The sequence below is a fragment of the Halolactibacillus miurensis genome (assembly GCF_900116255.1).
Lineage (GTDB): Bacteria > Bacillota > Bacilli > Bacillales > Amphibacillaceae > Halolactibacillus > Halolactibacillus miurensis.
Genome location: NZ_FPAI01000035.1, coordinates 1 through 23,126 on the forward strand (window position 1 = coordinate 1; position 23,126 = coordinate 23,126).

General features: G+C 38.1%; 15 protein-coding genes. 12 read left to right on the plus strand and 3 right to left on the minus strand.

Going from position 1 to position 23,126, the window contains the following annotated elements; translation table 11 throughout:
• From BM390_RS14025 to BM390_RS14035, 3 genes are all read left to right on the plus strand, one after another.
• Positions 1–1,111: IS200/IS605 family accessory protein TnpB-related protein (locus tag BM390_RS14025; protein ID WP_143103195.1), on the plus strand; the 1,111-nt coding region annotated here is incomplete at its 5' end.
• A 126-nt stretch (positions 1,112–1,237) separates the two neighbouring features.
• Positions 1,238–2,101: a hypothetical protein gene (locus tag BM390_RS14030; RefSeq protein ID WP_089855518.1), complete on the plus strand. Its 864-nt coding sequence runs from the start codon at positions 1,238–1,240 to the stop codon at positions 2,099–2,101.
• 400 nt (positions 2,102–2,501) lie between these two features.
• Positions 2,502–5,960, plus strand: coding sequence for a 1,3-beta-D-glucan phosphorylase, GH149 family (locus tag BM390_RS14035; RefSeq protein WP_089855521.1), 3,459 nt, complete (start codon positions 2,502–2,504; stop codon positions 5,958–5,960).
• Positions 5,961–6,102: 142 nt separating this feature from the next.
• On the opposite strand, the gene BM390_RS14040 is transcribed toward BM390_RS14035, so the two are convergent.
• Both BM390_RS14040 and BM390_RS14045 read right to left on the minus strand, forming a co-directional pair.
• The gene (locus tag BM390_RS14040) at positions 6,103–7,401 is read right to left on the minus strand and encodes an alpha-glucosidase/alpha-galactosidase (RefSeq protein ID WP_089855524.1); all 1,299 of its coding nucleotides are present in this window, start codon (positions 7,399–7,401) and stop codon (positions 6,103–6,105) included.
• Positions 7,402–7,525: 124 nt separating this feature from the next.
• Positions 7,526–8,404: a helix-turn-helix domain-containing protein gene (locus tag BM390_RS14045; protein WP_062321372.1), complete on the minus strand. Its 879-nt coding sequence runs from the start codon at positions 8,402–8,404 to the stop codon at positions 7,526–7,528.
• A gap of 187 nt (positions 8,405–8,591) precedes the next feature.
• On the opposite strand from BM390_RS14045, the gene BM390_RS14050 reads away from it, so the two are divergent.
• The 5 genes from BM390_RS14050 (at position 8,592) to BM390_RS14070 (ending at position 13,052) form a co-directional block, all read left to right on the plus strand.
• Complete coding sequence (locus BM390_RS14050) at positions 8,592–9,146, plus strand: DEAD/DEAH box helicase family protein (RefSeq protein WP_089855527.1); 555 nt, start codon at positions 8,592–8,594, stop codon at positions 9,144–9,146.
• Positions 9,147–9,300: 154 nt separating this feature from the next.
• Entirely contained in the window at positions 9,301–10,311 is a 1,011-nt protein-coding gene (locus BM390_RS14055; protein ID WP_062321370.1) for an FUSC family protein, read from the plus strand.
• 167 nt (positions 10,312–10,478) lie between these two features.
• Positions 10,479–11,213, plus strand: a complete 735-nt coding sequence (locus tag BM390_RS14060) for an alpha/beta hydrolase (protein WP_089855530.1) — start codon at positions 10,479–10,481, stop codon at positions 11,211–11,213.
• 37 nt (positions 11,214–11,250) lie between these two features.
• Positions 11,251–12,045: an alpha/beta fold hydrolase gene (locus BM390_RS14065; protein WP_062321364.1), complete on the plus strand. Its 795-nt coding sequence runs from the start codon at positions 11,251–11,253 to the stop codon at positions 12,043–12,045.
• 35 nt (positions 12,046–12,080) lie between these two features.
• Positions 12,081–13,052 carry a GGDEF domain-containing protein gene (locus BM390_RS14070; RefSeq protein WP_062321362.1) on the plus strand — a complete coding sequence of 324 codons (972 nt, stop codon included), beginning with the start codon at positions 12,081–12,083 and terminating at the stop codon, positions 13,050–13,052.
• Positions 13,053–13,154: 102 nt separating this feature from the next.
• On the opposite strand, the gene BM390_RS14075 is transcribed toward BM390_RS14070, so the two are convergent.
• Positions 13,155–14,531 (minus strand): alanine/glycine:cation symporter family protein, encoded by a 1,377-nt coding sequence (locus BM390_RS14075; protein ID WP_089855533.1) that lies wholly within the window; start codon positions 14,529–14,531, stop codon positions 13,155–13,157.
• A gap of 531 nt (positions 14,532–15,062) precedes the next feature.
• On the opposite strand from BM390_RS14075, the gene BM390_RS14080 reads away from it, so the two are divergent.
• The 4 genes from BM390_RS14080 to BM390_RS15780 all read left to right on the plus strand — a co-directional run bounded on the left by BM390_RS14080 (position 15,063) and on the right by BM390_RS15780 (position 21,959).
• On the plus strand, positions 15,063–16,412 hold the full coding sequence (locus BM390_RS14080; protein ID WP_089855536.1) for an MATE family efflux transporter: 1,350 nt from the start codon (positions 15,063–15,065) through the stop codon (positions 16,410–16,412).
• Positions 16,413–16,422: 10 nt separating this feature from the next.
• Positions 16,423–17,592, plus strand: a complete 1,170-nt coding sequence (gene rlmD / locus BM390_RS14085; RefSeq protein ID WP_062321360.1) for a 23S rRNA (uracil(1939)-C(5))-methyltransferase RlmD — start codon at positions 16,423–16,425, stop codon at positions 17,590–17,592.
• 438 nt (positions 17,593–18,030) lie between these two features.
• Entirely contained in the window at positions 18,031–18,792 is a 762-nt protein-coding gene (locus BM390_RS14090; protein WP_197274778.1) for a recombinase family protein, read from the plus strand.
• A 23-nt stretch (positions 18,793–18,815) separates the two neighbouring features.
• On the plus strand, positions 18,816–21,959 hold the full coding sequence (locus BM390_RS15780) for a DEAD/DEAH box helicase (RefSeq protein WP_089855539.1): 3,144 nt from the start codon (positions 18,816–18,818) through the stop codon (positions 21,957–21,959).
• Positions 21,960–23,126 lie beyond the last annotated feature (1,167 nt).

Here is a 23,126-nt window from a genome sequence, read left to right on the forward strand (position 1 = left end):
GACGGGTGTGTGTTTCGGGAGTAAGAAACTCGCGCGCGGCCGGTTAACACAAAAGTCTTATCACGCTCATCCTGAGCGTTGGCAGAAAGATTGGGCAGCGGCGCGTTACGGTAAGATGACCATTTCAGGACGGAAAGATGCTAAATCAGGTAACTTTGTGTTTCATTATCACCCAGAGACGCATACCCTTACCTTTAAAGCGATCGACCAATGCGTCATTAGTCTCTCTGACGTTGTTTTTCCTTATGGTCAAGATCATGTCAATCGTGCCATTCAGACACAAATGAACCTGAAAGATAAGAAAAAGTATGGGAAGCCGATTGCATGGTCGCATGAGGACCATGGTGACTACTATATCGTTAAATGCTTAATTGATGTGCCGGCTACACCCTATCTGAATACCTCAACATCAACGGGCATGATTGGTGTTGATTTGAATGTGAATCATCTCGCTGTCGCCAATGTCAACGACATTGGTCAATGTGTGGATGCCTTTACTCTTCAGTTTAACTTAGAGGGTAAAACCAGTGGACAGGCAACGAAAATAATAGAAGCGGAGGTCATTGCCCTCGTTGACTATGCCGTTAAACATCATAAACCACTTGCCATCGAAAGATTAGATACGACGAGGTCCAAAGTGTCGCGTCCCTATGGACATAAAAAAGGGAATCGTCGAATGAGTCAGTTTGCTTATCAAAAGATGATCCTAGCAATCAAGTCAAGAGCCGAAAAAATGGGGGTTGCTGTCTACGTTGTTAACCCTGCTTATACCAGTCAAATTGTCAAGATGAAATATATGAAGCGGCTCGGTGTGTCCATTCACATGGCAGCCGCTTATGTCATTGCCCGTCGGGCAATGGGCTTTAAAGAAATACTCCCACCGATGTTGTATTCACTTGTTCCAGAGCAGAAACAAGGTCTACATCATTGGGCGCAATGGGCGTATATGATGCGTACCCTGTCTTTTGTTAGAACCCATGCGTTCTACCAGACAGAACGATTCGACCAAAGCAAGTTGTGTTCCTGGGACACACTATTTCCCCAACATGCTTTAACAGATGTTGAGAAAATAGGTTTGCGGCGGTTGGAGAGTAGAAAAACCTATGCTTAGTTGAATGAGCATGGGTCGCCTTTAGGGTGTCCTTATGGAATCCCCTTCCTCAAATATTCGTGAGAATGTTAGGTGGGGGTAGTTCAAGTTAAAGGGAGCACACAAATACGAAAGGATGTATGAAAGATGTATGTACTAGAAAATAACCGTTTAAAGGTAAATGTTGCTGCACCAGGTGAAGTATATGATGGATCAAGGTTTGATTGGACCGGCTTTATTACACAAATTACTTTAGATGATGCGGTCACATTCTGTGTGCCGGAACGTCTAGAAAAGGGTGTTGGGACAGGTGGTATGGGACTCAGTAATGAATTCGGTATAGATCAACCACTCGGCTATGACAAAGTTAAGGCTGGACAACAATTTCCGAAAATAGGTGTCGGGTTACTGACGAAAGATAGCGAAAGTGACTATGACTTCTTCCGTCGTTATGACGTTACTCCAGCTAAGTTTCACGTGTCTTACACACATTCAAGCATCACGTTTGATGCAGAGGCTCATAATGACAATGGCTATGGCTTTCACTTAAATAAAGAGATCTCTCTGTTAGATGGTCACGTTGTGATCCGGTATACACTTAAAAATACCGGAGATGAATCATTTAAAACCAGTGAGTATGCCCATAACTTTATTGGTATCAATGACGAAACCGTCAATGAGAACTATCAGCTGACATTACCTAAAATGAATCATCTAGAGGTGGCGGTAGGGACAATTAAACAGACGAATCAGCAACTAACATGGCCGGTTGTACCGGATGGTGACTTTTATGCGCATATTGATCTGAATGAAAAAAGCGCACCATATAACTGGGAGCTGTATCACACCGAGATAAAAGCAGGAGTTAGAGACTTGACTTGCTTTACACCTCAGAAGATGGCACTGTGGGGCCGTAATCATGTTGTCAGTCCAGAAGTATTTATTGATATTGATTTAACACCGGGTGAGACTAAAACATGGGAGCGACGTTATCAGTTTTACCGAAACTAATCTGATACGTTGTCGCTATTGTCACGTGTCTTAACTCGAACAGTTTCTGTGGATAGGGTAATGATAGTATGATTGTTTTCAGCGAGCGAAAGTTTTCCATATACGACAAAAATAAAAGGGTTGTATTCTCGTAATAAACCGTTTACAATGGGTATAATAAAGAGATTTTAACTCTTTTCGAAAGCGGTTCTCTTGTTGATATCATAAGATTTTAATAGCATGGGAAATCATGTTTTAAAAGCAGGCGTTTATCACAAGAGAACGAGGTGTTTTATGTCAATCTTCACGAAAATCTACGACTTGTTATTCATTTTGTTCCTCTTGATTGCACAATGGATGAGCGACCGATATAATCAGGGGGACAACAGTTCATTAAATTTATGATAGAAAGGATTTTTTTATGGAAACTTTACGCGATTTATATTTAGGAACGAGTTTTTTATACCAAAATTCGAAAGCGGTTTCGCTAAAAATGATGACATTAAATAATGAAACTTTCTTTAAAATTGAGCATGTGAATCAGATGACACCATTTTTTATGACCGTCGTCAGTGATACCGATCATTGGTTATTCGTATCAAGTACAGGAGGGTTAACTGCTGGACGAAAAAATGCGGAATCAGCATTATTTCCGTATGAGACAGATGACAAAATCCACGACAGTGTTGAAACAACGGGGCCAGATACAACGTTGATTGTAACAAAAGGTGAGAAAGATTATTTGTGGAAACCATTTTCAACGCATTTAGCAGGTGTTTATCACATCACGCGTAATCTTTATAAAAATACGACAGGTGATAAAATTATTTTTGAAGAAATTAATACTGATCTAGGTTTAACGTTTAATTATACATTAAAAACAAGTGAAGCTTATGGTTTTATTAAACAGTCAACACTCATCAACACGACTGATGAAGCCGTCAGTGTGCGTGTGTTAGATGGGTTAAGAAATATCTTGCCATACGGCGTTAATACATTACTTCAAACAACAAAGAGTACACTAGTTGATGGCTATAAACGTTCAGAGCTACACGAAGATGTCGGTTTAGGCATTTATACACTGAGTTCTATTCTGACTGATAAGGCAGAACCAAGTGAATCATTAAAAGCAACCACTGTTTGGTCTAAAGGATTGGGCCAACCTACGTATCTCTTATCAGAACAACAAATTAAAGCGTTCTCATCTAATGCTGGTATTGAAACAGAAGAGGATGTTAAGGGACGTCGCGGTGCTTATTATGTGTCCGATGTTGTCCACTTAGAAAAAGGTGCTGAAAAGTCGTGGTACATTGTTGCTGAATTAAATCAAAGTGCTGCTGATATTTTAGAGCTTAAACAAACATTAGCTGAAGATCAGGGATTAATAGAAGCAGTAGAAGAAGATGTGGCACTTGGTTCAGAAAACTTACGTCAACTCGTCTTCAATGCCGACGGATTCCAACACACGGCTAATGAAAAGGCAAGCTACCGTCATTTTTCTAATACGTTGTATAACATTATGCGCGGAGGTATTTATGCCGATGGTTATATGATTGATAAACAGGACTTGATACAATTTGTGAAACAATGGAATCAAGCGGTCTATCGTGATGAAACAGCCTTTTTCACTAGCTTATCTCACGCCTTACATTACAACGACTTACTTGATCGCGCCAAAGATCAAAAGAATCCGAATCTAGAAAGACTCTTGTTTGAATATCTACCACTGACGTTTAGCCGTCGTCATGGTGACCCAAGTCGTCCGTGGAATAAATTTAATATAGAAGTGACAAAAGAAGATGGCTCAAAAGCGTTAAACTTTGAAGGGAACTGGCGAGATATCTTTCAAAACTGGGAAGCGCTTTCGTTTTCATATCCAGCCTTTATTGAAAGTATTATCGCAAAATTCGTGAATGCTTCGACCGCTGACGGTTATAATCCGTACCGGATTACGAAAGCAGGCATTGACTGGGAAGTCCTTGACCCAGAAGATCCTTGGTCAAATATCGGCTACTGGGGTGACCATCAAATCATCTATCTGTTAAAATTACTTGAGTTATCAAAAGATTATAACCCAGAAAAGCTACAGACATTATTATCAAAGGATATGTTTGCATATGCGCATGTGCCTTACCGAATTAAAGGTTTTGAGGTCTTAGTCAAAGACCCACGAAACAGCATTATTTATGATGATGCGAAAGAACACGTCATCAATCAACGTGTCCAAGCCATTGGTTCAGATGGCAAGCTCATCTACCATAACGATCGTGTCTACCACGTTAACCTTATGGAGAAATTATTAGTCACATTACTGGCGAAGTTTTCAAACTACGTACCAGAAGGTGGTATTTGGATGAATACCCAGCGTCCAGAATGGAACGATGCTAATAATGCGCTTGTTGGTAACGGGTTATCCATGGTGACACTTTACTACATGCACCGGTTCCAAGTTTACATGGACCAACTTGTGAAAGACTTACCAACAGATTCTATTAGAGTATCAGCGGAAGTGAAGCAGATGTTTGACCAAACGTTTGACGTATTGAAATCACATGAATCAATTCTAGGTGAACCTATTTCTGACGAGACACGTTATTTAATTGTCAAAGCTTTAGGTGAGATTGGTGAAAACTACCGTGAGACTGTCTATAACGAAAGTTTCTCTGGTGAAAAAGTAGACCTATCTGTCAGTGCACTACAAGACTTCATTGATGTGTCGTTGTCACACTTAAAAGATACGATTGTAAAAAACAAGCGCGAAGACGGGTTGTATCATGCGTATAACTTGATTCGTTTTAATGAAAATAGTTGTAACGTCGATTATTTATATGAAATGTTAGAAGGTCAAGTGGCCGTATTAAGTTCAAAAGCTCTACCGAAAGAAGAAGTGATTAACGTTTTAGCGTCACTAAAAGAGAGTGCTATTTACCGTCAAGACCAAAACAGCTACATGTTGTATCCGAACAGGGACTTACCTAAATTCTTAGAGAAGAATATTATTCCGGCTGAAGATGTTCAAGGCTCAGTTATTCTTAAACAAGAATTAGAAACTAACCAGACACGCATCATTGAACAAGATGTCGATGGGCGTTACCACTTTAACGGTCGCTTCAGAAATGGTGAAGAGGTAAGAGAAGCACTAGAGAAGCTAAATATCTACGAACAAGCAGATATTATGGTCGTTGAAGATCTTTTCACAAATCTCTTTAACCACCACGCCTTTACCGGTCGATCAGGTACCTTCTATAAATACGAAGGACTTGGCAGCATCTACTGGCACATGGTATCGAAATTACTTCTGGCAACACAAGAAAACTTCATCGATGTGTATAACGAAGAAGGCATGACTTCTGATGCCGAACAGCTCGTGACGTATTATCGTGACATTAAGGCTGGTGTTGGGGTAGATAAGACACCAGAAGACTATGGTGCCTTCCCAACGGAAGCCTATTCACATACACCAAGCTTCGCTGGTGTGCAACAACCTGGTATGACAGGGCAAGTAAAAGAAGATATTCTTTCGCGCTTCGGTGAGCTTGGGGTTACTGTAAAGAACGGTCAACTTAGCTTTGATCCTGTGTTATTATCAAAAGAAGAATTCTTAACGACAGACCAACAATGGTCATTGGCTTACCGTCAAAACCTAGAAACGACACCATCACTTACTTTAGCTAAAGACACGATTGGCTTTACGGCACTTACGGTACCTGTCATCTACGTGTTAAGCGATGAAGAAAAAATGATTGTGACTGACGTATCAGGTAAAGAAACCGTCTATCAAGGTCACACTTTAGATGTGGAGACAAGTCAGATGCTCTTTGGTCGCCATCATGATATTGATAAGATTACGGTATCAGTTGATCAAAGTAAATTAGTCTAACATAGAAGGAATCATGGGAGGACGCCCTGTCATTATACTAGAAAAGAAAAAGTTTACCTGGGTAGCTTCACAGGTAAACTTTTTCTTTTGGTTTTGATTCTTAGCGCTCGTTTAAGCAAATGACAATAAAAGAATGGCCGTCCTATTTATACTCAGGTAGCCAGTCCCTGTGAGCGTCGATTAAATCATCACATAATTGAATCGTGTCATCAATCGATAATTCAGCAGCTGTATGAGGATCAAGGAGTGCGGCTTGATAAATCTTCTGTTTATCTTTTGTTAAGGCAGCTTCAATCGTTAACAGTTGCGTATTGATATTGGTGCGATTTAAGGCAGCACATTGTTCCGGTAAGTCCCCGATATAGGTTGGATTGACACCACTCGCATCAACTAAACATGGGACTTCAACGACGGCATTTTCAGGTAGATTACTTATTAGACGGCCTGTGTTTAAGACGTTTCCACCAATTTTAATCGGTTTGTTTGTTTCCATTGCCTCGATAATGTACGACCCATATTCGTGTGATCGTTTATGCGTTAAGTTTTTATCGTGAATTAAATCCTCTCGCATTTGTTTCCAACCCTCGATTTGATTCACGCAGCGACGTGGGTATTCATCGAGAGGAATGTTATATTTTTCAATAAGTTCAGGGTACTGTTTTTTAATAAAGTACGGATGGTATTCCGCATTATGCTCAGATGATTCGGTCACATAATAGCCGAACGTGTCCATGAGTTCGAAGCGGACCATGTCATCATGTTTGTCTTGTTGTCTGGCTTTGGCGCGACGTTTAATCTCAGGATAAAGGTCTTTACCGTCTTGCGTAATCTCAAGTAACCACGCCATATGGTTGATCCCAGCGATTTTCCACTGGATATTGTCTTTTGGCATATCAAGCGAGTCAAGTAAGTGATCCGCACAAACTTGGACGCTGTGGCATAGACCAACGGTTTTAATGCCTTCCTTTAGCATGATGTTCGTAAGAACAGCCATCGGATTCGTGTAATTTAAAAACCATGCATCAGGACAGACCTCTTTCATATCTTTCGCAAAGTCTTGCATGACTGGAATCGTGCGTAAGTTACGGAAAATCCCACCAATACCGAGTGTATCGGCAATCGTTTGACGTAAGCCGTATTTTTTAGGTACCTCAAAATCCGTGATTGTACAAGGATCATAACCGCCGACTTGAATCGCATTAATCACGTATTTCGCGCCGCGTAACGCTTCTTTTCGGTCATGATAGGCGACGACGTTTACCGTTGACTGCAAACTTTCTTTTAAGTTTGTCAACATGCGCTCTGAGTCCTCAAGCCGTTCATGATCGATATCATATAACGCAAACTCAAAATCTTGTAACGCCTCAACCGTCATACAGTCACCTAACACATTCTTTGCGAATACGGTACTTCCTGCGCCTAAAAAAGTAATTTTATTCATTGTTGTTTCCTCCTTGTGATGATATATATCATTTAATTAGTTGTTGTCTTAACTGTATTTTAAGCGCATTCATATCAAGAGGCAATCGAAAATAAAAATAAAATAAGTAAAATATTGCGCTTGTTTAATCTAAGAATAATTGGTTAACAGGCATAAAAGAACGGCTGTTGCGATAGTGACTCGGCGGAATATCTAACGCTTTTTTAAAGACTTTACTGAAATAATTCGCCTCATTGAATCCGACGCGGATGGCGATGTCTTCAATGGTCAGTGTGCGGTCTTGTAGTAAGGTGAGTGCTTCATTCAGACGGACTTTCGTTAAATATTTGATTGGTGTCTCACCCATGGTTTGATTAAATAGCCGGGTGAAATAATACGTCGATAGACCTGAGACAGCGACAATGTCTGAAAGCGCGAGATCTTGATCAAAATGTGACTCAATAAAGGCGACGGCTTTGGCGATGGCTTGTGGTAATTCAGTGTCTTGCGCTTGGTCGTGTTCGATATATTGTAAGAGTTCCATTAAAAACGTATAGGCGTGACGTGACAGTTCGTAACCATAAGACATACCTGTTGACGATAATTTATCGAGTAAATAAAAGAGGTACTGAATCGGTCGGCTCTCCCGTTTAAATGTAAGGATGTGACCATATGTATCAATCGCATCCGTTAAGAGTCTGACGGCTTCATCTCCATAAAGCGTAATATAAACAAAAGACCAAGCATCAGATGTCTCCGGTAAGTAATAACAATGATTACTCGGTAATGGCACAAGAAAAGCATCATGAGCCTTTAAAGAAATCGTTGTGTCGTCAATCCGAATCGCCCCTTCACCCGCAAGGGTATATTGAAACACAACTTTTCCTGTTTCATTTCGTTTTAATCCATCCCACTGGTAGTTCGTGCTTGTTTGGGTTTCTTTTCCAATCGAATGGATACTAGCAATACGCTGTTGAAACTCTCCTTTAAATTTAAAACCATAAGATTGTTGATGATTTGTCATTGTGCCTGTCTCCTTTTCACGCTATGATGGAAGAAATAAGGGTGATGCATCGTTTTGATAATCCTGAAAGATTGACATAAAAGTTAAAAGATCTTTGACAACATCTTATCATAACTGTATCGTTATTTTCTCTAATATGAGAGAAGGAACCTATTGGATAAGGTGTCACCTAAGAGGAGGGTGAAAAATGGATTTTGTATTGATTTTTGGTGACAGCGCTGTCGGGAAAATGACGGTTGGTAAAGCATTAATGGAACAGACAAGGTTAAGGCTATTCCATAACCATATGATGATTGAACCGGTGTTAGAAATTTTCGGGGAGTTCCATCTTCCAGCAATAGAAAAGACGCGTGACGTCATCTTTGATGAGTTTCTCAAAACCAATCAAAAAGGGCTCATTTTTACTTTCATGTGGGCGTTTAGTGAGCCGGATGACTGGGATTATGTTCAGACGCTACATGATAAGTTTACGAGTCAAGGGGCGACTTGTTACTACGTGGAACTTGTGACAGATGACGGGACTAGGTTTGAGCGGAATAAAACGGAACTGCGTTTAAAAGAAAAAGCGTCTAAACGTGATATCGAGACGACTGAAAAGCGAATGGAAGAAGAAAAGACACGCTACCGTATGGTCAGTCATCCAGGAGAGGTACCGTATGAACATTACTTAAAAATAGACAATACGCATTTAAGTCCTGATGAGGTTGCCGGAAAAATTTGCGATTATTTTCGCTTCAAATAGTTTAAGGGTTGTTGTGATGGGGAGGGCTCGCTTTAATTAATGAGGTGAAAAGAAAGTAGTAAGAGCGCCTTAGTCGCAAAGGGTGAAAAAATTGTCAAACAAAAGATGGTGTGCTAAAATGCTTCATTGTTTAAGGTGAAAGGAGAAGTACATCATGAAAAAAATACGATCACAGACAATGTTGTTTCTGTTTATAGTTTTGTTCGTTAAGGTTTTTAAGGATATCTTTGGTACCAGTAATACGTTAGTCGGTGTGAGTACATTAATTGCCCTTCTTATACTCATGAATGAAGACTCATCACAATCAGTGACGAGCAATTTCATCGTTTTAATCTTATTAAATGTAGGTTCTGGTGTCGTTACTTTTTTCGCTAGTCAACAGCTGTTGTTAGGGGTTATACTTAATGTTATATCTTTTTATATGATGGGATATTATTTAACAGAAAGATTAAATAAGACCATCTTGATTCCTTTTGGTTTACAGTACCTTTTCATGTTGTATACCCCCGTTCAAAAGGAAGACGTGATGATGAGATTGGTTGCTTTATTTATTGGTGCGTTACTGATTGGTTTGGTGCCAATGATTATTAAAAAACGCACCGTTTCTTTTACTGTAAATCGAAAGAATAAGCCACTCATGTCACTCTCTCGTCAAGCGGTGGCTGAAATAAGAGATAAATTCAACCTGATAAAACATAAGCAAATACATTCGGTAAGATTTTATTATGCTATGCGTTTAGCGTTTGCCGTTGCGTTTGCTAGCTTTATTGTGGACATCTTCGCTATTGACCAAGGGAGATGGATTGTTTATACGGTCTTCTCATTAACAGAATTTCAACAGGAATCATGCCGAAAACGGGCAAAACAACGTTTAACAGGCACCATCATGGGGATTATCCTTGTTCTTAGCCTCTTTACAGTCATACAGACGAGCTTTTTAAGGCAAGCTGTCGTGTTACTTGGCGGTTACTTAGATGCATTCACGCGTAATTATCAAGAAAAAATCATATGTGTAACGATATCTGTTGTAGCCTCTGGTGCTCTTATGAATCAGGTGTTTTTGGTCGCGATTGAAAGAATAAGTTTTGTGTCATTAGGTGTATTAATCGCAATCATAGCTAATAAGACGATTATTAAACCACAGGATATTTATGTGTATGACTAGAACGGAATCTAAGGAGAAAACGTTTAGAGCGGATGCTTAAATAATTGGATGTGAATGATCTACTCTTATCTGGTATGATATAACAACAATCACGAGAGAAAAACGAGAGCATAGTCACATAAGAAACGCCTATTTAAGCAATAGAGATATGAAGGGTGGTCATAAAAGTGACAAAGAAGAAAAAGTTAATGAAACGTATTGGTTTTATTTTAATAGCGGTTATAATATTAATTAGTTTGTCTGCGTTTATATTTCTTAAGATAAATACCTATAAGCCATTAGAAGAAGCCAGTGATATGTTAGATTTACCAAATGTGACCGAAACAGCCGATTGGATTAAATTATCACAAAACGAACCCGAAGTCCGACTTGTTTTTTATCCAGGTGGACTTGTTGAACCGGTAAGTTATGTGCCGCTACTTGAGCCGTTAACTGATGAAGGGTATGAAGTGTTTATAATAAAAATGCCATTAAATCTAGCTATTTTAAATGCGGATGCGATTGAAGATGTGCAGGAAAGTGAGCCAACAGAACTGCCTACTTACCTAAGTGGACATTCATTAGGTGGGGCCAGTGCATCGATTTATTTAAGTGACGTGCCAGAAGCGGTTGATGGCCTTGTTTTTCTTGGAGCTTACCCAGCTGAAAATAATGATCTATCAGCTGTTGATTTTCCGGTAGTCTCCATCACCGCAAGCAACGACACTATTTTAAATTGGGAATCTTTTGAGACAAGTCAATCGCTGTTACCAGAAGATACGACGTATAACGTGATAGAAGGCGGTAATCATGCCAATTTCGGTTCATACGGTAAGCAAGATGGTGACGGTGAAAACACGATCAGCCGGGAAGAACAACAAACTACAACAAGACGCATATTCACTGACTTAATCGGGAAGTGAATAATAAGACAACATAAATGAATGAGGGTGAGTCAACATGACAAAAGAAATGAAGGAACGTTTCAATGTAAGTATTTCAGGAACAGGCGACAAGCGCATCGTCTTTGTTCATGGTTTCGCCTCAAACAAAAAGACGTGGGACTGGGTACTGCCAGACTTTACTGATGACTATCAAGTGATGACGTTTGATTTAATGGGATCGGGACAATCAGACTTAACCTATTATGCAAAAGAAAAATATCAAGTGATCGACGGCTATAGTGATGATTTGATTGAACTGTGCGACAGTTACGGGTGGCAAAATGTTCTATGTGTCGGTCACTCTGTTGGTGGGCTGATTGCTTTACTTGCTTCGATTAAACGCCCTGATTTATTTGAGAAAATATTTACGATTGGTGCCTCTGTGCACTATATCAATGATGAAGACTATTATGGTGGTTTTACACGTAACGATGTTGATCAAATTTTAGAGATGATGGAAATGAACTATAGTGGGTGGGCAAGTTTTCTTGCGCCTGTTGCTTTACCTACGTCTGTTGACGCTGAAAAATCACAATATATAGAAGATGAATTTCTAAAAAGTGATCCAGAAATAACCTATACTTTCTTGAAGGTGACGTTACTAATGGATTATCGTCAGTTATTATCTCAAGTATCGGTACCTGTGGTGATTTTACAATGTTCAGAGGATAGTTTTGTCCCGTTAGAAGTAGCGGAGTATATGCGTGATCAAATGAAAGATAGTCAGCTACATGCCATGGATGCGAAGGGGCATTATCCACATGTCAGTCATCCGCAGGAGACGATTGACGCCATAAAAGCTTATCTTTAAAAAGAGATAAAGGATGGAGTATGGGAGGTGAAGGGATGGAGGAGACCAGATGGGACGAAGCGATTGCCAGTTTTGTTAGTTTAAATCTTGCAGGGCATATCGTCAATTGCAATCAAACCTTCGCTGATTTTGTGAAGTACACAAAAGTGGAACTTAATGGTGCCCATATCGAACACGTTTTAAATAATGCGGGACGATTTTTCTTTCATTCCTTAGTCTACCCGAAACTGAGAGCAGTCGGTCAAGTAGAAGACATCTATATCACTTTAGAGACAAAGGAGTCACAATTAAAGGATTGTCTGTTCAGCGCGAAATTATTTAATGAACATGATCAGGCCGTGATTGATTGTATCATTTTTCCGGTATCACGGCAGATTAAGTATGAAAAAGAATTGAAAGAAATCAATAAGCGATTAGAAGAAGTGTTGAAAGAAAAAGAAGCGCTGCATACTACGCTAATCGAAAAGCAGCAACAACTACTAACGTTAAATAAAGAATTAAAACGCTATGCCACCCGAGATTGGCTCACTAAATTGTATAATCGTCGAGTGTTTCTTGATCGTTTAGAACAAGCGATCCACCGCTTTAACCGTACGGGAGAGTCATTCTCACTTATGTTGTTAGATATTGATTATTTTAAACGCGTCAACGATCAATACGGTCATAGTGTAGGCGACGATGTGTTGATACACTTGGCGCATACGATGGTGTATCATCAAGACTTGTCTTTTACAAGTGCGCGTTTTGGTGGGGAAGAATTTGTCGTCTTAATGCCCGACTTAACAGAAAAAGCCGCAACGGAAGCGGCAGAACTGTTGAGAGCGCATGTTGAGAAGGATCAATTCTTCACGGTGCCTATCACGATTAGTATTGGTGTTTCGACGTTCACATCAAGTGACGACAGTGATACGCTTATTTTAAAAGCAGATAAAGCGATGTATAAAGCAAAACAATCAGGAAGAAACAAAGTAGTGCACTACAATCAAATAAGTCATGATACACAATAAGCCGCAAAAATTGTAGATATCTACATCTTTTGCGGCTTATTGGTTGGTTGAATCAAAAAGTATAGCGGTGATTGACCTCTTGCAGCAGTGAAGTTAACAACGTTATCTGATGCGTTTATTTTCGTATTGAGAGGCTTTGTGATGTAAAAAAGGTCCTTCATAATCATTGGCGACTTTAATTACGAGTGAACTTAAACCGAGTAAAGCAATTAAGTTAGGAATAATCATGAGGCCATTGAAAACATCGGCCAGTTCCCATACGATTTCAGCACTCATTGTCGTACCGAACACGATACAAATCAAGACGAAAAGACGAAAAACAGGTACGCCTTTTTTACCGGCAAGGTATTTCACATTCGCTTCCGCGAAATAGTACCAACCGATAATGGTTGAGAGTGAGAAGAAAAATAAGCAAATAGCAATAAAGGTGGTACCGAAGTTACCAAAACCAATCGTGAAGCCTTCTTGTGTGAGCTGGGCACCAAAGAGTCCCGTAGGTAACGCATTTGTTGTCAGAATGACAAGAGCGGTTAATGTACAGACAATGCCTGTATCAATAACGACACCCATAATAGACACAAGGCCTTGTTCTGCCGGGTGCTTCACTTTCGCGACCGCATGGGCGTGTGGTGTTGACCCCATACCAGCCTCATTAGAGAATACGCCACGAGCAATTCCGTAACGTAAACTTTCTTTTAAACCGACACCAATGACACCACCTGTCGCCGCTTTTGGATTAAAAGCTCCGACAAAAATCATTTCAAAAGCGGGTAAAATCATATCGGCATGCATCACGATAATAGCGAGAGCGCCTAAAATATAAAAGCCAGCCATGATCGGTACGATTTTTTCAGTAAATGACGCAATCCGTGAAATACCTCCAAGAATAATCAGCCCAACTAAAAGAGCAATCACGACACCTGTGACGACGTTAGGTACTTCAAAAGCCGCGTAGACAGCTTCTGCGATGGAGCTTGATTGGACCATATTCCCCATAAAACCTAGGGCGATAATAATCGAGATGGCAAAAAATGTGGCCAATCCTTTACTGCCTAATCCGTTCTTAATATAGTAAGCGGGACCGCCAGTAATTTCGCCGTCGCGCTTTTCAGTATGAAGTTGAGCAAGGACAGCTTCAGCAAAAATCGTCGCCATTCCGAAGAAGCCACTGACCCACATCCAAAAGATCGCGCCCGGTCCACCAAGCGCAATGGCGGTTGCAACACCGGCTAAGTTACCGGTACCAACTTGTGCGGCAATGGCTGTTGCGAGTGCTTGAAAGGAACTCATCCCGTCTTCATCAGCCTGACTTTTCTTAAACATACCACCAAAGGTCTGTTTAAAGGCCATCCCGAACTTCCTTACTTGGAGCCCTCTTAAGCGAATGGTAAAGAGGACGCCTGTACCAACGAGTAAAATAAGCATAATCGGTCCCCATAAAATACTGTTAATGTCTTCTAGTAGTGTTTGTAGCTGCATTGTTTTCCCTCCAAGTGTGTGTTTATGTATCTCTTTATTGATATGATTTACATTCATTATTATGCCCACAAGAAGTGAGACACATAATGAGAGTGTTCTTCTGATGTGGACATTTGTCTTTTTATAATGGAAATACCTATTACTATACTAGAGTCATAAGGAAAAGTGAAGTGTTTTTTTCTTGTTCACAAAAGTGTTGTTTTTTCCTATTCATCAAAAGTGTGATCAAGTGTCAATCTGTTTTCGCTTTAGCAAGGTGTTTTCATTGACTTTTTTTCATAACCGTTAGATAATATTGACAGTGTTCTACATATTTCGTGCGTGTATGTCGAAGCCTCATTTCCAAGCTTAAGCTTTTTTGGAAACGAGTGCTCTTTTTTTGTCTATCTGTCCACAAGACAGGCGGAGTGAGTGGTATCAACTGTTTTGCGTATAAACGAGTATCCGTTCGTTCATTCTATAGAAAACAAAGATAAACGAGACATAAGAGAAGTGAGTAGAAAGAATAATTTTAGAGGGTGAGGGAAAGTTATGCAGTACGATAAAGAACTATTTGAGACGATGTCGATTCCAAAGGCGGTCGCAAAAAATTCGATTCCAGCCATTATTAGTATGATGGTTGTCTTTATTTATAACATTGCTGATACATTTTTTATTGGTCAAACAGGGGATGAATTACAAGTAGCGGCGATCACATTGTCGATGCCTGTGTTTTCATTATTTATTGCCGCAGGGGTATTACTCGGGATTGGTGGAACATCGATGATTTCACGTGCCCTTGGGGAAAAGCGAGTGGAATATGCGAAGCATGTGTCTTCTTTTGCTTTTTATGCCTCGATTATTATCGGGTTAGTATTAATGGTCACATTTTGGGTATTTATGCCGACGCTACTAAATATTATAGGGGTTAGTGCCGATACGGTTGATTATACACGTGATTATTTAACGTATTTAGCGATAGGTGCGCCGTTTATTATTTTATCGCAAACGTTTAGTAACATTATCCGATCAGAAGGTAAGTCGACACTTGCGATGAAAGGCATGATGCTTGGAACAATTACCAATATAATCTTAGATCCGATTCTTATTTTAGGGTTTGATATGGGTGTCAGTGGTGCGGCGATTGCGACGGTCATTGGTAATATGTTCGGGGCAGCTTTCTTTATTTTCTATTTAGTGAGTGGAAAGTCAATTCTATCGGTTAAACCAAAAGACTTTATGATTAAGAACGGTGTGTTAGTCGGTGTACTGGCGATTGGTATTCCAGCATCACTAAACAATCTCATGCTGAGTGTAGCCAATATCTTTTTAAATAATTTCTTAATGAGTTATGGAGATATTCAACTTGCCGCCATGGGTGTCGCGATTCGAGCCAATCTCATTATGATTTTTGTTCAAATTGGTCTGGGTCAAGGGATTCAACCACTTGTTGGTTACAGCTATGGGGCGAAGCATTTTGATCGTCTACGAGGCATTATTAAATTTTCTATTATTACCGCCGTTATTTTAGGTAGTATACTCACAGCGATTTATTGGGTCTTTGCGGATGCGATTGTTCAATCATTTATTGATAGCCCGGTTGTGATTGATTACGGAACAACGATGCTTAGAGCTTTGATTATTTCAGGACCGATTGTTGGGGTTATGTTTATCTTCATTAATGTCCTTCAAGGTTTAGGTAAAGTCATTCCATCACTTATCCTTTCTATATCCAGACATGGGTTGGTTTTTATTCCACTGTTGTACATTCTCGATTATACGGTAGGATTAAATGGAATCATTTATACTCAACCAGTAACTGATATCTTGACTGTGATTATCTCAATAATATTGTATACTGTAGTTAGTCGTGGTTTAGTCGAACAGAAAGCGATGAGATAGGAGCTTATACATGCAATCTAATCAAACGTACCGACAGTTGAAATGTCCCGTCGTTGATATTTGTGGTGGGTGTCAAGTCCAGCACTTACCTTATGAAAAACAGTTAGAACAAAAACAAAAACAGGTGATTGAGTTATTAAAGGCCTTTGGCCGCGTGGAACCAATTATCCCGATGAAAGATCCGTACTATTACCGGAATAAAATCCATGCGACGTTCCAAACCGATCGTCGGAACCGGATTATTTCTGGTATTTATCAATCAGGCACGCATAAAGTCGTGCCCATTGATTCGTGCCTCTTACATGACCAACGCGCGGATAAAATTATCGTCTCAATCAGAGGGTTATTAAAATCGTTTAAAATGCGCCCTTACAATGAAGATACGCGCCAAGGTCTCTTAAGACACGTTCTTATCCGTACCGGTTTTGAAAGTGGTCAAATTATGGTCGTGTTAGTACTCGGGACCCATGTGTTTCCGTCGCGTAAAAACTTCGTCAAAGCGTTACTTGAAAAACACCCAGAAATCACGACCGTTGTGATGAACGTCAACAACAAAAAAACAAGTATGGTACTAGGTGATCGTGAAACGGTGCTCTATGGTAAAGGTTTTATTCAAGATACACTGTGTGGGCTTAAGTTTAGAATTTCTCCGAAGTCATTCTACCAGGTGAACCCCGTTCAAACGGACATCTTGTATAATAAGGCGTTAGATTTAGCGAACTTTACCGGCAATGAAACGATTATCGATGCATATTGTGGTATTGGTACCATCGGATTAATTGCCAGTAAACGCGTCAAGAAAGTCATTGGTGTGGAACTGAATAACGATGCATTTAAAGATGCGATCAATAATGCGAAACGAAACGACATCAAAAATGTCTTCTTCCATAACGCCGATGCGGGAGAATTTATGATCAAGAGTGCCAAACGCAAGCAGTTTGTCGATGCGGTCATTATGGACCCTCCTCGTGCAGGTAGTAGCGATGACTTCATCAGAGCACTTGCCTTTATGAAACCGAAAAAGATTGTCTATATCTCTTGTAACCCGGTTACGTTAAAGCGAGACTTAGAGAAACTGACGCGTAAAGGGTACCAAGTCAAAAATATGATTCCTGTCGATATGTTTCCTGGGACGGCACATGTTGAGGTGGTAGCGTTGATGTCTAGGGTGGATGAATAAGTGTAGTATAAGTGTTGATATAGCAAGGTTTATAGGGTTTCACCTGCGTTTATTTTAGTGAATAAACGTAGGTGAACCCCTTTTTGTTATTGGCTTTACAAGCATTGAAATTTGGGGTTGAGTTGATAGGTTAGATTTTCAGTAGGGGAGTTGACAGGATAGATAATTGAAGGAAATCGTGATATATTTAGACTAACTAATATTGCTGAAAATAAATTGAATGTGATTAGTTTAAGTATGATATTTTCAATACGATTTCTGGAGGATAAGAAAATGTCTGAAAATAGAAAAGTTCATTTCATTCCACCAAGACCTGTTAAACGTCAAAATAGCGTAGGAATCTATTGCCGAGTCAGTTCGAACAGCATGGAACAATTAAATAGTTTAACAAACTAGGTATCTGCACTTACCAGGTTAGCAGCCGCCACTCCGAATTGATTGCTTGTTGATACATATATAGATATTGCATCGGGGAAGACAGGTTCAAAACGAAAAGAATTTATGCATATATTGGAAGGTTGTCAGGCAAAGAAGATAGAGATCGTTATCACTAAAAACATTAGTCGCTTTGGTCGTGATACAGTTGAAGTGCTGGAGTCACTTCATAAGTTAAGAGAACACGGGGTTCGTGTCATATTTGAACAAGAAGGACTCGATACAGCTGATACAGATAGTGAATTGATGATTTCAATTATTGAATCAATTGGACAAGCAGAAAATGAATCGCGCAGTGAAAATATTAAATGGGGATACAGACGCCATGCGGCACAAGGCACATCAAAATTATATAATCGAAAATGCTTTTGCTATCAAAATGATACAGAAGGTCAGTTGGTTATTAAGGAAGATGAGTCTAAAAACGTTCGGTTGATTTTTGCTTTGTATTTGAAAGGATATAGTATTGTAGGGATAAAGCGGGAATTGGAAAAACGTGAAATAAAAACACCGACAGGAAAAGAGAAGTGGAATAAACGTACAATCGATGTTATGTTAAGCAATGAAAAATATATTGGTGTAGTTAGACTACTTAATGTGGGAGAACACCAAGAACATTATGTTTCAGAAAATAATCATCCAGCAATCATTTCAAAAGAGCAATTTGAAGCGGTACAAATCGAGAAGAAAAATAGAAGTAATGTTGTGAAAGGTGAAGATGGTGTTCAAAGGAAGAGTAGGAAATATAGTTCGAAGAAGAACTAGTCTAAGGAGAGATTATAATCAATATGGACAGTAAAAATAATATATTAGAATCCTGGATAATGGTTGAGCACCTATCTGAAGGAAGTATAAGTTTAAGAGACAAGAGCTTGAAAACATGGAATGACTTGCACGAAGAGAATTATTATGATTTATTTAAAAACAAAATTGAAGAGAGAAGATTGAAAAGTCACCAAAAGGGTGGCATAGTTTTATATTTTAATATATTCTCATTTAATGAAATTGTTGAGTTACTAAGAAAAAAATATCGTTTATCTCGGTCGCAACAAGAGATTGAAATGGGAGACAAATTTTCATTTGCTATATATTTTGATAAAAAACTTATATTAAATGAAGAAATGACTTTCTTCACAATGAGTCACTATATTAAACAATTTAAAAACATTCCTAGTGAGAGGGAATTTGACAGTTTTGAGAAGGGAACAAAAAAATATATTGAGGAATTATTTGATTTTAATGCAGACGCAGATTATGAAGAAAGTTTTAATTCGGCTTTTAAAAAATTACTGAATAAATTCTCTGTTGATATAAAGCAATGTAGGATGAAGGTCGTTTCAAATATAGCAACAGATGAGACAAATTTACATTCATTTTATGTAAAAGATTTAGAGATTGCCAAGCACATAGATAGTGAAAATCTGGATGCTTATTTATTAGGAAAGAGATCTAAACGAATTGACTTGGATTGTAGATCTGAATCAGATAAGTATAATCCTGATACGATTAAAAATGTTTTGCAACCATCAAATTTTCCAGTTTCAAGATTTCCAAGTAATCCAGAGCATGCACTTTCTTTAATGCAACAGATTGCCGTTAATTTAGCAATTGGATTTGACAATAAAAATATGAGAAGTGTAAACGGGCCGCCAGGAACAGGTAAAACAACTTTACTTAAAGATATCTTTTCAGAATTAATTGTACAACAGGCGGTTGATATTTGTAATTTATCAAATAAGGTTATTTATGGATCTAAAGAAACAGCATACTTTCAGAAAGCATCCATTGGTAAAATACCTGAGATTATTGCAGAAAAAGGAATAGTGGTTGTAAGTTCAAATAACGGTGCAGTTCAAAATATAGTTAATGAACTTCCCTTAACATCAGAAATAAATGAGATGTTTAGAAAAGATATTTTTGAAGCAGATTATTTTAAAGATATAGCTAATTCAGAAGTATCAGATGAATGGAAAGAAGAAAAAAACGGGAAATTTAGAAAGGTATTAAAAGCTGAACCAAATAATGATAGAGATAAATACTGGGGAGTTTTTTCTTTAGAAGGTGGAAAAAAAGATAATATGGAATATGTTTTAACGGTTTTAAAGCATATCCTGAACTACTTAAATGAAGATTATGAACCTGATGAAAAAACATATGATAACTTCATGACGCAATACAAAAAAGTTCAATCTTATAAAGAAGCAAGTCAAAAAAATGCAAATGATTATGCTCAGATGCAAAAGCTATCTCGTGAGTTCAAAATAAAAGAAAGGAATTTTTTAAAAGATAAGTCTAAAAAAGAAAAATCTATTAAAGAGAAAAATATATCTGATATCAATGAGATGCAGGATATAAAAGAACAAAAAATAAGATTAGATGATGAACTTCAATTTATAGATGTAAAAATAAATGAGTTGGAAAATGAGAAGACAAGAACAAATGAATCATTACAAGCATTAAAGTTTCAAAAGCCAAGTTGGTTTAGTCGGGGAAAAACAAGACAGATATATAGTGAGAAACGAAAAGTTTATTCTGATCAACTGCTGTTGATAATTGAACAAGAGATAGAACTAGGTAGAGAAAAAAACAGAATTGTACATGAAAAAAGAGAGATTACCAATAGATTTAAAAAACTAGAACAAAAATTTGATAAAGATAAAATATTGATTGAAAATTGGATACAAATAAATCAAGATGAACTAAAAATTATGCGGGAAAGAATCAATAACTTTGAAGAAAGCCTAAATCATAATCAAATTAACGCACTAGACATGGAGCTTGATTATGAACAAATTCAAAAAATCAGTCCTTGGTTTGATGAAGATTATAGAATAATGCAGTCAAAGTTGTTTATTGATGCTTTGAAAGTACGTAAACAATTTTTATATGAAAATAGAAAAAATTTAAATGCAGCTTCTATCATATGGAATAAGCAAATTGATTATCTTGATAATAAATTAATTATTACTCAAGCATGGAATTGGATAAATATAGCTATACCTGTCATAAGTTCGACATTTGCAAGTGTGTCACGAATGTGTGCGAATTTTGAAAAAGAAACTTTAGGTCATTTATTTATTGATGAAGCGGGACAAGCTCTACCGCAAGCCAGTGTAGGTGCAATTTTTAAAAGTAGGAATATTATGGCAGTAGGCGATCCTGCACAAATCAAGCCGGTATTGACCTTAGACTCAGGTATTTTAAGACTGCTTGGAGAATCTTTTAGTGTATCTGAAAAATATCTATCAGAATCAGCATCAACTCAGACATTGCTTGATGAAGCGAGCCAATATGGATTTTATAAAGATGCAGAAAAAGAAGAATGGATTGGAATTCCTTTATGGGTACATAGAAGATGTAAGTACCCTATGTTCAGTATTTCTAATGAAATATCTTATGGTGGAAATATGGTGCAGAGTAACGAGGTATCTGGTAAAGCTGAATGGTATAATATTCGTGGAAATGCTATAGATAAATATGTGAAAGAGCAGGGTGAATTTTTAAAGGAAAAAATATCAGAAATGATTAAAGATAATCCAGATATAAATGATGAAAGTAAAAAAGATTTAATTTATGTGATTTCACCTTTTAAAAATGTTGCATATCAATTAACAAAAGAATTAGATAAAATTGGTTTCACTCGTTATGATGAAAATAAGAAGTCCACGAACGTAGGTACTGTTCATACATTCCAAGGTAAAGAAGCTGCCATTGTATTCATGGTGCTTGGAGCGGATACAAGATCTACCGGTGCTGCACACTGGGCAGTTGGTTCAGATAATCCGAATATAATGAATGTGGCTGCAACACGTGCTAAAGAAGAGTTTTATATTATTGGTGACAAACAGCTTTATATGAAATTGAATAGTGACGTGATTAATAATACGAATAAAATAATTAGCCAGTTTAATTTAGAAATAGCTGGTGTGTAAGTAGATAACAGATAAATAGATTTTTGTTTTATATTTGAACTCTGAATTTATCATTCAGGCGCATGAAGTAAATCAAATTAATGATTCGGCAAAGTTAAAAGTGTTAAAAAATTGATAATCATGTTGCTGACGCTATAAAAAACTTAGAATAGTCTAATTAAAAAATATTTCTCGTGTGAGTGATGTAGGTGTCAAACTAGCTTTAAATCAGTAGTTTTATGAAGTTTTTTTAAAAAAGAAACAGCCTAAGTATATCATGTGGAGACGATAGTCTTGATGTCAAGGGTAGCAAAGTAAGAGCGTAAAAATACATGTAAATTAGTAGTTTCCGTGATTTGAAATCTGGCATTTAACCAGGAGGATAATCACGGTTTCTTTACGTGTGAAATACATCGTTTTAGATAAGAAAAGTATAACAGCAATTTATCCAGTACATTAAATAGGCGGAAGTACAGCCGCAAAATGAAAAAGTAAAGAAACTACGTGTTGCTGCTTATTGCCGAGTTTCTATAGAAACGGAAGAGTAGAATTCGAGCTATGAGGTCCAGGTTGCTCATTACACTGAGTTTATAAAGAAAAATGAAGAACGGGAGATTGCTGGTATATTTGCCGATGACGGTATTTCAGGCACAAACTCGACAAAATGAGAAGAGTTTAATCAGATTGACGAGTACATGGAAGGCAACATCGATCGGGTAATTACAAAGTCCATCGGTCGATTTTTCCAGAACACTCTGGACTGCCTAAAGTATATTAGGTAGCTAAAGGATAAGAACATATCCGTGTTTTTTGAAAACATGAACACTGATACTGTACTGAAGGTGAAAACACGCTATTTAAAGCAATTTTGATTTCGCGTTGGTGTTTGTTTGGTGTTTAAAGATACTTAACGAAACTGAAAAACACCATGCAAAACAAGTTTTCGCTAAAACTTTTGTTAGTTTTTGGAAGTTGAATTTTTATTATAGCTTAGGGAGGTTTGGTGCCTCGATTTTGGCTCATCACTATGAACCACACAAATACATGATACATTATGGAATTTGAGCCAATGCTATAGTATGCTTCTTCAAGTTGTATTAGGCAATAGACAATTGCGTTAAACGGCAATTAATTTTGTATGCCACTTGCCATCACTATCTACTCATGAATTAATGACTCTTTATAACG

What these genes read in the sequence shown, in the direction of transcription:
- BM390_RS14030 (WP_089855518.1), top strand. Translation starts at nt 1,238, where the DNA reads ATGTATGTACTAGAAAATAACCGTTTAAAGGTAAATGTTGCTGCACCA.
- BM390_RS14035 (WP_089855521.1), top strand. Translation starts at nt 2,502, where the DNA reads ATGGAAACTTTACGCGATTTATATTTAGGAACGAGTTTTTTATACCAA.
- BM390_RS14040 (WP_089855524.1), bottom strand. Translation starts at nt 7,401, where the DNA reads ATGAATAAAATTACTTTTTTAGGCGCAGGAAGTACCGTATTCGCAAAG.
- BM390_RS14045 (WP_062321372.1), bottom strand. Translation starts at nt 8,404, where the DNA reads ATGACAAATCATCAACAATCTTATGGTTTTAAATTTAAAGGAGAGTTT.
- BM390_RS14050 (WP_089855527.1), top strand. Translation starts at nt 8,592, where the DNA reads ATGGATTTTGTATTGATTTTTGGTGACAGCGCTGTCGGGAAAATGACG.
- BM390_RS14055 (WP_062321370.1), top strand. Translation starts at nt 9,301, where the DNA reads ATGAAAAAAATACGATCACAGACAATGTTGTTTCTGTTTATAGTTTTG.
- BM390_RS14065 (WP_062321364.1), top strand. Translation starts at nt 11,251, where the DNA reads ATGACAAAAGAAATGAAGGAACGTTTCAATGTAAGTATTTCAGGAACA.
- BM390_RS14070 (WP_062321362.1), top strand. Translation starts at nt 12,081, where the DNA reads ATGGAGGAGACCAGATGGGACGAAGCGATTGCCAGTTTTGTTAGTTTA.
- BM390_RS14075 (WP_089855533.1), bottom strand. Translation starts at nt 14,531, where the DNA reads ATGCAGCTACAAACACTACTAGAAGACATTAACAGTATTTTATGGGGA.
- BM390_RS14080 (WP_089855536.1), top strand. Translation starts at nt 15,063, where the DNA reads ATGCAGTACGATAAAGAACTATTTGAGACGATGTCGATTCCAAAGGCG.
- rlmD (WP_062321360.1), top strand. Translation starts at nt 16,423, where the DNA reads ATGCAATCTAATCAAACGTACCGACAGTTGAAATGTCCCGTCGTTGAT.
- BM390_RS15780 (WP_089855539.1), top strand. Translation starts at nt 18,816, where the DNA reads ATGGACAGTAAAAATAATATATTAGAATCCTGGATAATGGTTGAGCAC.